The sequence below is a fragment of the Proteus sp. fly-1089 genome, from assembly GCF_040138965.1.
Taxonomy (GTDB): Bacteria; Pseudomonadota; Gammaproteobacteria; order Enterobacterales; family Enterobacteriaceae; genus Proteus; species Proteus vulgaris_B.
This window is the reverse complement of record NZ_JBEETS010000002.1, coordinates 249292-262410: the sequence shown is the minus strand read 5'-3', so window position 1 is coordinate 262410 and position 13119 is coordinate 249292. Positions and strand designations below refer to the sequence as shown.

The 13119-nt window shown below is 36.9% G+C and carries 12 protein-coding genes and 1 other RNA gene; 9 read left to right on the top strand and 4 right to left on the bottom strand.

Annotated features, from left to right (window positions below; genetic code table 11):
- Positions 1-420 precede the first annotated feature (420 nt).
- From ppiD to ABN080_RS07705, 3 genes are all read left to right on the top strand, one after another.
- Entirely contained in the window at positions 421-2298 is a 1878-nt protein-coding gene (gene ppiD / locus ABN080_RS07715; protein WP_349440762.1) for a peptidylprolyl isomerase, read from the top strand.
- A 294-nt stretch (positions 2299-2592) separates the two neighbouring features.
- Entirely contained in the window at positions 2593-2958 is a 366-nt protein-coding gene (locus ABN080_RS07710; protein ID WP_502935110.1) for a ComEA family DNA-binding protein, read from the top strand.
- Positions 2959-3205: 247 nt separating this feature from the next.
- A complete protein-coding gene (locus tag ABN080_RS07705) occupies positions 3206-3610 on the top strand; it encodes an acyl-CoA thioesterase (protein ID WP_072069380.1) in 405 nt (134 codons plus the stop codon).
- A 150-nt stretch (positions 3611-3760) separates the two neighbouring features.
- Here ABN080_RS07705 and queC read toward each other — a convergent pair whose 3' ends face one another.
- The gene (gene queC / locus ABN080_RS07700) at positions 3761-4459 is read right to left on the bottom strand and encodes a 7-cyano-7-deazaguanine synthase QueC (RefSeq protein ID WP_196553551.1); all 699 of its coding nucleotides are present in this window, start codon (positions 4457-4459) and stop codon (positions 3761-3763) included.
- 158 nt (positions 4460-4617) lie between these two features.
- Here queC and ABN080_RS07695 point away from each other — a divergent pair, with 158 nt between their 5' ends.
- The 5 genes from ABN080_RS07695 to amtB all read left to right on the top strand — a co-directional run bounded on the left by ABN080_RS07695 (position 4618) and on the right by amtB (position 10533).
- Positions 4618-5079, top strand: coding sequence for an Lrp/AsnC family transcriptional regulator (locus tag ABN080_RS07695; protein WP_072069378.1), 462 nt, complete (start codon positions 4618-4620; stop codon positions 5077-5079).
- 56 nt (positions 5080-5135) lie between these two features.
- Positions 5136-6881, top strand: a complete 1746-nt coding sequence (locus tag ABN080_RS07690) for a SmdA family multidrug ABC transporter permease/ATP-binding protein (RefSeq protein WP_197269537.1) — start codon at positions 5136-5138, stop codon at positions 6879-6881.
- Positions 6868-8655, top strand: a complete 1788-nt coding sequence (locus tag ABN080_RS07685; RefSeq protein ID WP_349440760.1) for a SmdB family multidrug efflux ABC transporter permease/ATP-binding protein — start codon at positions 6868-6870, stop codon at positions 8653-8655. Before ABN080_RS07690 ends, ABN080_RS07685 begins: the two co-directional genes overlap by 14 nt.
- Positions 8656-8889: 234 nt before the next feature.
- Positions 8890-9228, top strand: coding sequence for a P-II family nitrogen regulator (locus ABN080_RS07680; RefSeq protein WP_349440759.1), 339 nt, complete (start codon positions 8890-8892; stop codon positions 9226-9228).
- Between the two features lie 12 nt (positions 9229-9240).
- A complete protein-coding gene (amtB, locus tag ABN080_RS07675; protein WP_340895200.1) occupies positions 9241-10533 on the top strand; it encodes an ammonium transporter AmtB in 1293 nt (430 codons plus the stop codon).
- A gap of 35 nt (positions 10534-10568) precedes the next feature.
- Here amtB and tesB read toward each other — a convergent pair whose 3' ends face one another.
- Positions 10569-11441, bottom strand: a complete 873-nt coding sequence (gene tesB, locus ABN080_RS07670; protein WP_196553555.1) for an acyl-CoA thioesterase II — start codon at positions 11439-11441, stop codon at positions 10569-10571.
- A 321-nt stretch (positions 11442-11762) separates the two neighbouring features.
- Between tesB and ffs the strand changes: the two genes are divergently transcribed.
- Positions 11763-11859, top strand: an RNA gene (gene ffs / locus ABN080_RS07665) — signal recognition particle sRNA small type.
- A 355-nt stretch (positions 11860-12214) separates the two neighbouring features.
- Here ffs and hha read toward each other — a convergent pair.
- Entirely contained in the window at positions 12215-12418 is a 204-nt protein-coding gene (hha, locus tag ABN080_RS07660; RefSeq protein WP_006535062.1) for a hemolysin expression-modulating protein Hha, read from the bottom strand.
- Between the two features lie 46 nt (positions 12419-12464).
- Positions 12465-12827: an Hha toxicity modulator TomB gene (gene tomB, locus ABN080_RS07655; protein ID WP_196553556.1), complete on the bottom strand. Its 363-nt coding sequence runs from the start codon at positions 12825-12827 to the stop codon at positions 12465-12467.
- Positions 12828-13119 lie beyond the last annotated feature (292 nt).

Genomic DNA, 13119 nt, shown 5'->3' with positions numbered 1-13119 from the left:
TGGATAAACAGAAAACGACTCAATTAAAAAATGAAGCGCATCTTTTTGAGATGCGCTTTTCTTTTTTTAGATGTTAAATCACGATTAAACCTTGAATTCTCTGGCGATAAGACGTGAAACTAAAGTAGTCATTTGATAGAATGTCGCGTTGTTCTATAACTGAAATAGACAACAATGAAGGATTCAGTGGTGAGTTAAATCAATGAATCAAATAATGCTGTTTAGTTTTCTTAGTGATAGAAAGTGCGTGTTTAAGACTGCACATTGAATACGGGACTGGCTGTTTTTAATGATTGTCGCGTGTCGCGATATTTTGATATTAAGCCAGCATGGGCATATTATCTTTTCGCTGTGCTCAAAATAGTCGTGTAACACTCATAAAAATAATTTTTATTTCACCAAACGGAGCCTCGTCTCGTTATGATGGACAACATTCGTTCAACTGCTAATAATCCATTTATCAAGATATTATTAGCTGTGATCATCCTCTCTTTCGTCCTAACTGGTGTGGGCGGATATCTCTTTAGTTCTGGCGTTAATGATGCTGCGGAAGTTAACGGATATAAAATTAGCCGTTCTCAATTAGAGCAAGCTTACCAGCAACGTCGCGCTCAGTTACAACAAGATATGGGTGAAAACTTTGCTGCTCTTGCTTCTTCAGAAGAAGGTCAGAAACTGATCCGCCAACAATCACTTGATTTACTTATTAATCAAGCTTTACTTGATCAATTTGCACAAAATCTTGGTATTTCAGCGGGCGATCAACAAATTAGAGAAGCAATTTTTGCGCTTCCTTACTTTCAAACTAATGGCAAATTTGACAATAAAAAATACGTCGATTTATTGAAAGGTAATAATATTGATGCTGATGCATTTGCAGAAGGTATTCGCCAAAATCTTATCAATCAGCAATTAAGATTCTCTATCCAAGGCACTGATTTTGCCTTAGAAAGCGAAGTTAAAGAATTTGCAGGACTGATGTTGCAAAGCCGTAACGTACGCTTAGCGTCATTAGATATTCAGCCATTCCTTGAAAAAGAAACGGCGTCAGACGATGAAGTGAAGGCGTTCTATGAACAAAATAACCAAATGTTTATCGCGCCAGAGCAATTTAAAGTCAGTTATATTCAATTAAATGCTCAAAAAGATCTTAATAGCATTAATATTACCGATGATGAAGCAAAAGCGTATTACGACAGCAACATCGATGAATTTACAGCCGCGGGACAGAAACAATACAGCATCTTAGTGTTAGCTGATGAAACTACCGCGAAAGCAGCTGAAGAAGAACTGAAAAAAGGTGCAGACTTCGTTACGTTAGTCAAAGAAAAATCAGTTGATACATTCTCTGCAAAACAAAATGGTTCTTTAGGTTGGATAACCATAGGGCAAGAATTACCAGAACTGGCTAATGCGAGTTTGACAGAAAAAGGCCAACTTTCTAAGCCTGTTAAAATCAGCAATGGTTACGCAATTTTCCGCCTTGATGATATTAAACAATCTGTTGTAAAACCATTTGACGAAGTGAAAACAGATTTACTGGCAAAAATGCGCGAAAACAAAGCTATCGATGATTTCTTTGCATTGCAACAACGCGTGAGTCAGGCAGCCTCTAATGATAACGACACATTAGCGCCCGCGGCTAAAGCGGGTAATGTGACGGTTGTTGATACAGATTGGTTTGATGAAAATACCGTACCAGCACCATTAAATAATGAAAAACTGACCCAATTAATTTTTGGTGGCTCATTAGTTGATGAAAATGGCCCTACGGGCATGAACTCAGATATGGTGACGTTAGGCAATGACAGTGCATTTGTTGTGCGTGTAGAGGGTTATAAGCCTTCTGCAAGCCTACCGTTAGATAAAGTACGTGATCAAGTCGTTATGCTTGTTAAACAGCAAAAAGCATCGCAAGCAATGAATACACAAGCGCAGAAAATTTTAGCTGCATTAAAAGAAGGCAAAGGTGATGAAGCACTAAAAGCGGCTAACCTTTCTTTTGGTAATGTGGAAAGCATTGTTCATTCATCTGCGACAGATGCAGTTCAAACCGCTATTTTTGCTATGCCTAAGCCTGCTGACGGCAAAAAAGAATATGGTATGACTAATGTACCCGGCACTAAGGTTGTCTTTATTCAATTAGATAGCGTGACAGATGGCAAACCAACATCAGAGCAATTAGAGTTTATGGCTAACCTCTATCGTGCGCAGATGGGCGAAGAAGCCTTACAACTGATTTTACGTGATTTAAAAGACAACGCTAAAATTGAGATTTTCGACAAAGATTATCAATAAGTTATCTTTAAATCTTAATAGAAACCCAGCTTAGGCTGGGTTTTTTTATGGGTATCAAATATTGATATTGAGGGCTTATATCTATTTTTTCTTAAAAAAGAATATTTGAGAGCAATCCCGATAATTTTTTTGTAACTCAGCTTTTGTTCATTTTGTTTTTCCTCTTCTCTCGACATTTTATTTTTATGTAATTGCAGGTTTATTAATATCTTGTCATTATTTTTTTGCATTCAGAAAACACTGTTTGCTATTGAATTTAAAGTTATTTTATAAAAGGAAATTATGATTATGACGATGGATAAAAAAGTGTTATCAGGATTTATGGCATCAATCTGCCTTGCTTTAGGACTAGGACTTTCACCGCTTTCTTATGCAGAAGAAACACCTGTTTCAACCCCCTCGATTTCTATTGAAACGAGCACATCTGTTGATAAAGATGCAAAAGAAGTAAAAGCAAATGTAGGAGATAAGGTTGATTTAAATACAGCAACGGTTGATGAGTTAATGGGACTTAAAGGTATTGGTAAAGCAAAAGCTCAAGCTATTATTGATTACCGTGAACAATTGGGTCGATTTACCTCTATTGAACAACTTGAAAAAGCATTTGGTATAGGGATGAAATTAGTCGAACAAAATCGTGACTTTATCGTCATAAACTAATGAGCTAACTTGCATTTTATATTGCATGTAGCTCGTTTACTGAAAAGACAAATATTGTTTTAATAACGTGTGTTTCTCTTTGTAATAAGAGAAACACATTTCCATTGAATTGATTCGTTAAATGGAGTGAAAGATAAAACAGCTAAATTGAGATATTACTAAATTTATTTTTTTGACTATATTTATTGTATCGCAAAGAAACGTTATCAAAATTTTTAATATAATAATCAAGAGGTAATGGATTTGTATGAGTACATTAATTAAAGTTTATGGTTTTCATTTAGATGTTTTTGAACATGTGAATAATGCACGTTACCTTGAGTTTTTAGAACAAGCCCGATGGGATTGGATTGAACAACATTTAGATTTTGCTTGGTTTAAGCGTAATGGTTTGGCGTTAGTAGTCGCTAATATCAATATTAATTATCGCTTACCTGCAAGTCTTGGTGATGAGTTAATTATTGACTGTGAAGTTGCTGAAGTTGGGATTAAAAGTGGTGTATTGTCTCAAAAGATAGTCAGAAAAAAAGATGGTGCGCTTATTTCTGATGCATTAATCACGTTTGTTCTTGTAGACATTAATACCAAAAAAGCACTGACCTTAACGGATCAGTTAAGAGAAAAACTAGAGTATGTACGTCAAGCATCATAATCTAGAGTGATTTCACATTATAAATAAGAGTAATTTGACCAAGATGAGTTAACTCAACGTAATTTAAGGTAGTGATAATGCATGAGTGGTTATCACTGCCTAAGCGAACAAGTTGCAGTGATAACGATCAAGTGGGCGATATTACAGTAACTATTTTAATCCTACTTTCTGTTTCATTGCCTGCATGATTTGCTTTTTATCAGCTAAATAAGTGTTTAATCCGCGTTGTCTTAAATGGCAAGCGGCACATTCACCACAGCCATCACCTTGAACACCGTTATAGCAGGTTAAGGTTTCATGGCGAACAAAATTTAATTTTTGGTAATAATCTGCTAATGCCCAAGTTTCAGCTTTATCTAGCCACATTAATGGAGTGATGAATTTAATATCACGCGCAATACCTAAATTGACTGCATGATTTAGTGCTTTGACAAATTCATCACGACAATCAGGATAGCCAGAAAAATCAGTCTCACAAACTCCTGTAATGACACTTTCAGCCCCAATTTGGTAGGCATAAATAGCGGCTAAAGTGAGGAAAAGAATATTTCTACCCGGTACAAAGGTACTTGGAATATCACTTTCTTCACTTTCTTTGAAATCAGGAACAGGTATATTGTCGCGAGTTAAGCTACTGATAGCGAGTTCATTGAGTAAATTTACATCCAAAACCTTATGCGCAGTTGCTCCTAGTAATTGACTTACTTTTTGTGCTACCTCAATTTCTTCTTTATGACGTTGCCCATAATTAAATGTGATGCAATGTACTTCATCGTACTTTTCTTTTGCTTGAATAAGGCATGTTGTCGAATCTTGCCCACCACTAAAGACAACGACCGTTTTTTTCATCGGAATACTCCTGAAAATCGAATTTACATAAGGATTAGTACGCATAAAAGTACATATATTATGACAATTTATTACCGATTTATCATTAGATGATTACTCTTATACTAAGGGGCAGGTTATCATTATTTTTTGTAGGGGCATATTTTGAAGGAGTATCTATGTTAGATAAGATTGACCGTAAATTATTAGCGCTATTACAGGAAGATTCAAGCCTCTCACTGAATACTTTGGCTGAGGCTGTTAACCTAACCTCAACACCTTGCTGGAAACGATTGAAACGACTTGAGGATGACGGTTATATTCGTAAACGAGTTGCCTTACTTGATAGCGAAAAAATTGGGCTAGGTCTAACAGTTATTGTTATGATTAGAACACAGCAACATAATAGCGAATGGTACGAACAGTTTGTTTCATTTGTTAAGCAAATGCCAGAAGTACTGACATTCTATCGAATGGCGGGTGAGTGTGATTATCTAATGCATGTTGAAGTGGTAGACATGAAAAGTTACGACTTGTTTTATAAGCGTATGGTTAATGGTGTACCAGGTCTTATTGACGTGACTTCTAACTTCGCAATGGAAAAAATTAAATACACAACGGCAATGCCGATACCTGAATAAGGTTCATCTTTACCAACTGGCACTTTTATTTTTTGTATAACCTTAGGATTTAAGGCGTGGCTCTATTTTCACAGCTCAGTTGGTATTTTCTCAGTGAATGGCGTCGTTATGTCGGTGCCATTTTCTTATTGATGGTTATCGCAGTATTACAGGTGATCCCTCCTAAAATTGTAGGGATCATTGTGGATGGTGTTGATAATCATAGTCTGTCGTTTAGCCAAGTAATGAATTGGGTTGGTGTGATGGTGTTAATTGCCCTCGCAGTTTATCTTTTACGTTATTTTTGGCGACTTTGGTTATTTGGTGCTTCTTATCAATTAGCCGTAAAACTGCGAATGCAGATTTATCAACAGCTTAATCAGCAATCCTCTTCTTTCTATCATCGTTATCGTACTGGCGATTTGATCGCTCGTACCACTAATGACGTTGATAAAGTCGTTTTTGCGGCTGGAGAAGGCGTTCTAACTTTAGTTGATTCAATGGTGATGGGACTTGCTGTCCTTGTGATGATGAGTATCCAGTTAAGCTGGGAACTAACACTAATTTCACTATTACCTATGCCACTAATGGCCATTTTGATTAAACGTTATGGTGATAAGTTACATAGCCGTTTTAAAACCGCGCAGGCACTTTTTTCGTCACTGAATAACCAAGCACAAGAAAGCCTGAGCAGTATTCGCATGATCAAATCATTCGGGCTTGAACAACAGCATGCTTCTCGTTTTGATGATGTTGCAAAAGAAACTGGGCGTCAAAATATGCGTGTTGCAAGAATTGATGCTTTGTTTGATCCCACCATTTTTATGGCGATCGGTTTTGCTAATTTGCTCGCAGTTGCTGGTGGGAGCTATCTGGTACTCAATGACAAAATGACATTAGGTGAATTAACTAGTTTTGTTATGTATTTAGGTCAAATGATTTGGCCTATGTTAGCGCTGGCATGGATGTTTAATATTGTTGAACGTGGCAGTGCTGCCTACAGCCGAATTAATAGCTTATTGAATGAAAAACTCGATATGATTGATGGTGATTTATCACCGAAACAAGGTCGAGGGATATTATCTGTTGATATCGATCGCTTTCAGTATCCTGAACAAACAACAGATGTGCTTAAAAATATTCATTTCACCTTATCTCCCGGCGATATGTTGGGAATTTGCGGAATGACTGGTAGTGGGAAAAGTACACTACTCACCGTTATCCAACGACTTTACGATGTAACTGAAGGTGAAATTTGTTTTCAATCCATACCTATTTACCAATTAAAACTCGATGAGTGGCGAGCGCGTTTAGCTGTAGTTAATCAAACACCTTTTTTATTTTCAGATACCATTGCAGGAAACATCGCATTAGGACGTCCTAATGCAACTAAAGATGAAATTGAAGCGGTAGCTAAACTGGCAAATATTCATGATGATATTCTGCGTTTACCTGAAGGGTATCAAACGCAGGTAGGTGAAAAAGGTGTGATGCTATCTGGCGGGCAAAAACAGCGTATTTCTATTGCGCGAGCGCTACTCTTAGATGCGGAAATTTTGTTATTAGATGACGCATTATCTGCCGTTGATGGACAAACTGAATATCAAATTTTACAAAATTTGTCGCAATGGCGAAAAGATAGAACGTTGATTATCAGTGCACATCGTTTATCTGCTTTGGTTGGTGCTACTAATATCCTAGTGTTAAAACAAGGCGAAATTGTAGAACAAGGTACGCATCAACAATTAATTTCAATACCTGGTTGGTATCAAGATATGTACCATTATCAGCAATTAGAGGCCGCGCTGGATGACGATCAGTAAAAATAAATCCGTTAAAGCGCTATTCCCTGCATTAAAGCGTCTTTTAACTTATGGTAAAACCTATCGCAAACCTATGACATGGGGCGTCATTATGTTGTGGGTAGCCGCAGTTGCAGAGGTGGGAGGCCCATTAATTGTGGGGTATTTCATTGATAAAAAAGTGGCTACGAATAATGTTGAATTAACATCTTCATTAGGTTTGGCATTGGCATTTATTCTTTTACAAATAATTGCAGCGACACTTCATTATTATCAGGCAATTGTGTTTAACCATGCGGCTGTTGGGGTTGTACAACAATTACGCACAGATGTGATGAGCGCTGCACTAAAGCAACCATTAAGTGCTTTTGATAATCAACCTGTAGGTCAATTAATTTCTCGTGTAACGAATGATACCGAAACAATTAAGGATTTGTTTGTTAACGTCTTACCGACATTGTTTCGTGCCATTGCGTTAGTGGTTGTTATGTTAATTGCCATGTTCTTATTAGAGTGGCAAATGGCATTGGTAGCGATGACTATCTTCCCTGCTGTTATTGGTGTGATGATGCTTTATCAGCGACTCAGTACACCGATAGTCCGCAATGTACGCCATTTTCTTGCCAATATTAATGATGGTTTCCATGAAGTTATCAATGGAATGTCAGTGATCCAGCAATTTAGGCAACAAGCTCGATTTGGTCAAAGAATGTCAGATGATAGCTGGCAGCATTATCAGGCCCGTATGAAAGCATTAAAACTTGATGGACTGTTATTGCGTCCTTTGCTAAGCATGCTCTCTGCGTTGGTTTTGTGTGGCTTATTGATGCTATTTGGCTATCAAGGCAGTGCAGTTATCGGCGTTGGGGTGATTTATGCGTTTATTAGTTATTTGGGGCGATTAAATGAACCGTTAATCACATTGACATCGCAGCAGTCCATTTTGCAACAAGCGGTTGTTTCAGGTGAACGTGTTTTTGAATTGATGGATGCACCTTCACAACATTACGGCTCATCATCACATATCATTACTCAAGGTAATATTGATGTTAATTCCTTATGGTTTGCCTATCGTGATGAACAATGGGTATTAAAGAATGTCAACTTAGCTATTCCTGCTCGTCATTTTGTGGCATTTGTTGGACATACAGGGAGCGGTAAAAGTACATTAGCAAGTCTGTTGATGGGAAATTATCCTTGGCAAAAAGGGAATATTTATTTAGATGGGCAACCTTTAGAGGATTACTCTCATTATGCGTTGCGCAGTGGTATTGCTATGGTGCAGCAAGATCCAGTTTTATTATCAGGTTCGTTGTATGACAACATTGCATTAGGGCGAGAATGTGATGAATCACATTTATGGCAGGTGTTAGAAACAGTACAACTTGATCAATGGGCTAAAGCATTACCAGAAGGATTACAAACAGAACTTGGCGAACAAGGTAGTCGCTTATCTGCGGGGCAAAAACAGTTACTTGCATTAGCACGTGTATTATTAATACCACCTTGTATTCTTATTCTTGATGAAGCAACAGCGAATATTGATTCAGGAACAGAGCAAGCCATACAAAAGGCATTAAAAGTAGTAAGAGAAAAAACAACCCTGATTGTTATTGCTCATCGACTTTCAACTATTATTGAAGCCAATGAAATTGTGGTGCTTCATCGTGGTGCAATTGTTGAACAGGGTGATCACATGGAATTACTCTCACAAAAAGGACGATACTATAATATGTTTCAATTACAGCAGGTTAGGGAATCTTTACAAGAACAAAATCCTGTCGAAGTAGAATAATTGACTTAAAATTAATATCTGATTTTTTTAAAGGGCACATAAAACAATGTGCCCTTTTTTATTTCCCATTATTTCGCTTTTATCAAAATAGCAGGCTTCTGTTTGCACCAATTCGGTGAGTTTATTAGTTCTATTTTTTAATAATTTAAATTTTTCTTTAAATATCATTATATTAAAAATTGGCATGTCCTTTGCTTTATAAACGTTGTTCTTTCTTACATAGACGAGGTTTATATGAAATATATCATCGCCATAATTAAGCCATTTAAATTAGAAGAGGTCAGAGAGTTACTTTCTGAGTTGGGTATAAAAGGGATGACAATCAGTGAAGTAAAGGGATATGGGCGACAGAAAGGGCATGCTGAGCTTTATCGAGGGGCCGAATATGAAGTCAATTTTCTTCCTAAAGTGAAAATAGAACTCGCCATCAGCGATGATCAACTTGAGCCTGTTATGCAAACAATTATGCAAGCGACAGATACGGGTAAAGTGGGAGATGGCAAAATTTTTGTTTTAGAATTATTACAAGCTGTTCGTATTCGTACGGGTGAGTTTGGTGATGAGGCTCTTTAAAGGAGAATTTCGATGAAAAGCTTACTTTCTTTATTATTAATGTTGGTGCTTACAAACTTTTCTTCATCAGCATTTGCCTCTGAAGTCTCGGTTATCGATAAAGCTGATAATGGTTTTATGTTGATTTGCACTGCACTGGTCTTTTTTATGACTATCCCTGGTATTGCCTTGTTTTATGGAGGATTGCTGAGAAGTAAAAACGTGCTCTCGTTGATAACACAAGTGATGATGATCTTTAGTGTCGTGGTCATTCTTTGGATAACTTTTGGCTACAGCTTAGCTTTTACTGCGGGTAATAAAGTGTGGGGTGGGTGGTCACTTACTTTTTTAAGTAATATTTCTTTGGCGTCTGTTTCAGGTTCCATTAATCAATATGTACACATTGCCTTTCAAGGCTCCTTTGCTGTGATAACGATTGCTTTGATTGTTGGTGCATTGGGTGAGCGAGTCCGTTTTTCTGCGTTGATTATTTTTACGATTATTTGGTTTACGTTTTCTTATATTCCGATCGCTCACATGGTATGGGGAGAAGGTGGCTGGTTAATTGATGATGGCGCTCTTGATTTTGCAGGCGGAACAGTGGTCCATATCAATGCGGCTGTTGCTGCCCTTGTTGGTGCTTACTTACTCGGTAAACGACGTGATTACCAACATACAGCCCTTAAACCTCATAATCTACCGATGGTATTTATTGGAACGGCTGTGCTTTATATTGGTTGGTTTGGTTTCAATGCAGGCTCTGCGGGAAGTGCAAATGCAATTGCAGCCTTAGCATTTTTGAATACAGTGATTGCAACTGCGGGGGCGGTACTTTCTTGGACTTTATCTGAATGGCTAGTCAGAGGAAAGCCATCAATGTTAGGCAGTTGCTCGGGTTGTATTGCTGGACTGGTGGCAATTACGCCAGCAGCGGGTACAGTCGGTGTTATGGGCGCATTATTTATTGGTGTGACAGGTGGAATTATCGGGCTTTGGGGAGTTGTTATTTTAAAACGGTGGCTAAAAGCCGATGATGTTTGTGATGTTTTTGGCATTCATGGAACTTGTGGCATTGTGGGGTGTTTATTAACGGGGGTATTTACGGCTTCATTTTTAGGGGGAGTGGGTTATAGCGATGGCATGACATTAAGCAAGCAAGTTTTAATACAGTTAATGAGTGTTGTTATTACAGTGATTTGGTCAGGTGTTGTCGCTTATCTTAGTTTTAAAATCGCAGATAAGCTGGTGGGGTTACGGGTTTCTGAAGAAGAAGAGCATGATGGATTAGATTTAACTTCTCATGGTGAACGTGCTTATCAGCAGTAATTGTCTATTCCCCCTCTTTTGAGGGGGGAATATGTTTATTTAATTTTAGGGCGTTTTTGACGAATAACTCCCTCTTGAACGGATGAAGCAACTAATTGGCCATTCGTGTTAAAGAATTTACCTCTAACAAATCCTCTCCCTCCTGATGCTGAAGGGCTTTCAATCACATACAGTAACCAGTCATCAATACGGAATGGACGATGAAACCACATTGAATGGTCTATTGTTGCTACTTGAAGATTTGGGTCCATAAATCCTAAACCATAAGGTTGGAGTGCAGTGGGTAAGAAGTCAAAATCAGAAACATAGCCCAACATATATTGATGTAAAAAAGGATCTGATGGCATTTCACCACGACTACGGTACCAAACATAGCGTTCAGGGGGTGCCTTAGAATAGCCAAAAGGGCTAAAGTATTGTACTGGACGAGCTTCAAAAGGGGTTTCTCGTAATGCTAAAGATTTAATCGGCTCTGGTAATTTAGGTGCCAATTTTTTCAAAATATCATCTTGTGAGATAAGCTCATTAGGAAAAGGAACATCAGGCATTGTATCTTGATGCTCAAAACCTTCCTCAAATTCTTGAAAAGAAACCGTCATATAGAAAATAGGTTTACCCTGTTGGATAGCACTGACTCTGCGTGTGCTAAATGAACCTCCATCACGAATAAATTCTACGTCATAAATAATGGGTTTATGGCTATCACCGGGACGTAAAAAATAGCTGTGAAAGGAATTAATATAGCGATTATCTGCAATAGTTTGTTTTGCTGCATACAGTGCCTGTCCTACAACTTGACCACCAAAAACTTGAGGTAATCCTAAATCTTCGCTTTGCCCTCTAAATAGACCTTCTTCTATTTTTTCAAGTGCCATTAAATTGATGAGATCTTTCAATGCCTGACTCATAGTGTACCTGTACCATTAGATCGGGTTATTTTTTATAAAGTGATTATATACAATCCTAAAAATATAAAAAAATAATCTCCTTTTTATCTTCAATAGCAACCTAATGATAAATGAACATAGGCAATGAGATTATTGTTTATTAGCTTATTGAATACGATCTTATGGGTTTATGAAAGACAAAAAGAGCGCTAAAGGTAGATGAATAAGAGATATGCCTTAATTTGGGTAATTAATCATCACTTAGGCTCACTGTCCTTGCTATTTTTGTGAGTTTAAAACATAATGCGTGACGTCTTAGCAATAAGACAATCTATGGGGTCTTGTTGGTTCTCCCGCAACGCTAACTTGTTAACTCGGTCAGGTCCGGAAGGAAGCAGCCATGGCAGGTGTCGCGTGTGCCGGGATGTCGCTGGCAAGGCCCCACCCAATTTCTAGCCTTCGTAATTTATCTCTTCCTAATTTTCCACTAATACGCTTTTTGTGTGTTATTTCCCCATTTTTGAATATCAACATTACGTATGTAGAAAATAATAAATTCAATGTATATGGCCGTATTTTTAGAAAACGAATGATGATATTTATAATATAGAAGGGGAATTTTGGGTAAAATAATGCAGTCATGCCGTAATAAGTTAACGGCATGATGGTGTGTAATCATACTACTGATAAGAAAACGTGAATAAAAACGATATCTAAATTAAGAACTAATAACCCTACTACTATAAAAAATAAAAATAGCAAAAATAAAATTAAGGTAATTAAATAGAACTAAATTATCTTACAAATTTCCAAACAGATGCTGGAATTTTGTCATAGAGTTTATTCATTGTGAGCTCAGCTAAACGATGATCAGCCGCTGAATAAAATAGCTCCAGCTCATCATCAGAGAGTTCGTATTTATTTTTTTCAATTACTCGCTCTAATGTTTCGATTGAGGTGCATTTTCTTAAACGCATTAGATAGTCTGTCTTAGTCATGTTGTCTTTTCTCTATTATTTAGAATAAAACTAAAGATAATTAAATTTACTTAATATAACTTTTTGGGTTGTTGGCTATAAGGGTTAAAAGCGAATGATTTAACTCTTTCCAATTATTGATGTCTGAGTAAGAAATTGATGTATTACCAAATAAACGATATGTTTCTTCAAGGTACTCTTCTATAAGAGTGTTAATTATTTGTTTATCTGGGTGTTTAATCTTAAATTTCCAACTAAAGTCCATAATGTGTTCAATTAAGACATTAAGGTCAACGCTTTTTGTGCTACTCAGATCATTGTGCCAAACGGTGTTGCCTTTATCTAATGAGCCTAAAGCTTGCTGTAATAGCTCTTCACATAAAAACGACAATTCAGCTAAATCTACTTTTTCTGGTGAATATTCGTCCATAACTTATCGTGGCTGAATTAATAGAAAATATTCATTAATAATGGTAAATACGTAGAGTTAGACTTATTAATGAGACACTTCACATAATTCATTAATGGATTAATAAAAAAACACAAACTCGAGATTGGGCATTTATATTTACCCGTATGCTAAAAGAGTTTAATAATTATATATATTATTTCTAACAAAGTAATAGCATACCAAAAGATGATATCAAATACTCATTGCATACAAGGGAGTTTAAAAAACACACAATAAAATGTTTCTTTGCTTAATATAGCACTATTATCGC

Bases quoted from the DNA above. Each gene is read 5' to 3' on its own strand.
- ABN080_RS07685 (WP_349440760.1), top strand. From the start codon at position 6,868: ATGACGATCAGTAAAAATAAATCCGTTAAAGCGCTATTCCCTGCATTA.
- tomB (WP_196553556.1), bottom strand. From the start codon at position 12,827: ATGGACGAATATTCACCAGAAAAAGTAGATTTAGCTGAATTGTCGTTT.
- hha (WP_006535062.1), bottom strand. From the start codon at position 12,418: ATGACTAAGACAGACTATCTAATGCGTTTAAGAAAATGCACCTCAATC.
- ABN080_RS07710 (WP_502935110.1), top strand. From the start codon at position 2,593: ATGGATAAAAAAGTGTTATCAGGATTTATGGCATCAATCTGCCTTGCT.
- tesB (WP_196553555.1), bottom strand. From the start codon at position 11,441: ATGAGTCAGGCATTGAAAGATCTCATCAATTTAATGGCACTTGAAAAA.
- ABN080_RS07705 (WP_072069380.1), top strand. From the start codon at position 3,206: ATGAGTACATTAATTAAAGTTTATGGTTTTCATTTAGATGTTTTTGAA.
- ppiD (WP_349440762.1), top strand. From the start codon at position 421: ATGATGGACAACATTCGTTCAACTGCTAATAATCCATTTATCAAGATA.
- queC (WP_196553551.1), bottom strand. From the start codon at position 4,459: ATGAAAAAAACGGTCGTTGTCTTTAGTGGTGGGCAAGATTCGACAACA.
- amtB (WP_340895200.1), top strand. From the start codon at position 9,241: ATGAAAAGCTTACTTTCTTTATTATTAATGTTGGTGCTTACAAACTTT.
- ABN080_RS07695 (WP_072069378.1), top strand. From the start codon at position 4,618: ATGTTAGATAAGATTGACCGTAAATTATTAGCGCTATTACAGGAAGAT.
- ABN080_RS07680 (WP_349440759.1), top strand. From the start codon at position 8,890: ATGAAATATATCATCGCCATAATTAAGCCATTTAAATTAGAAGAGGTC.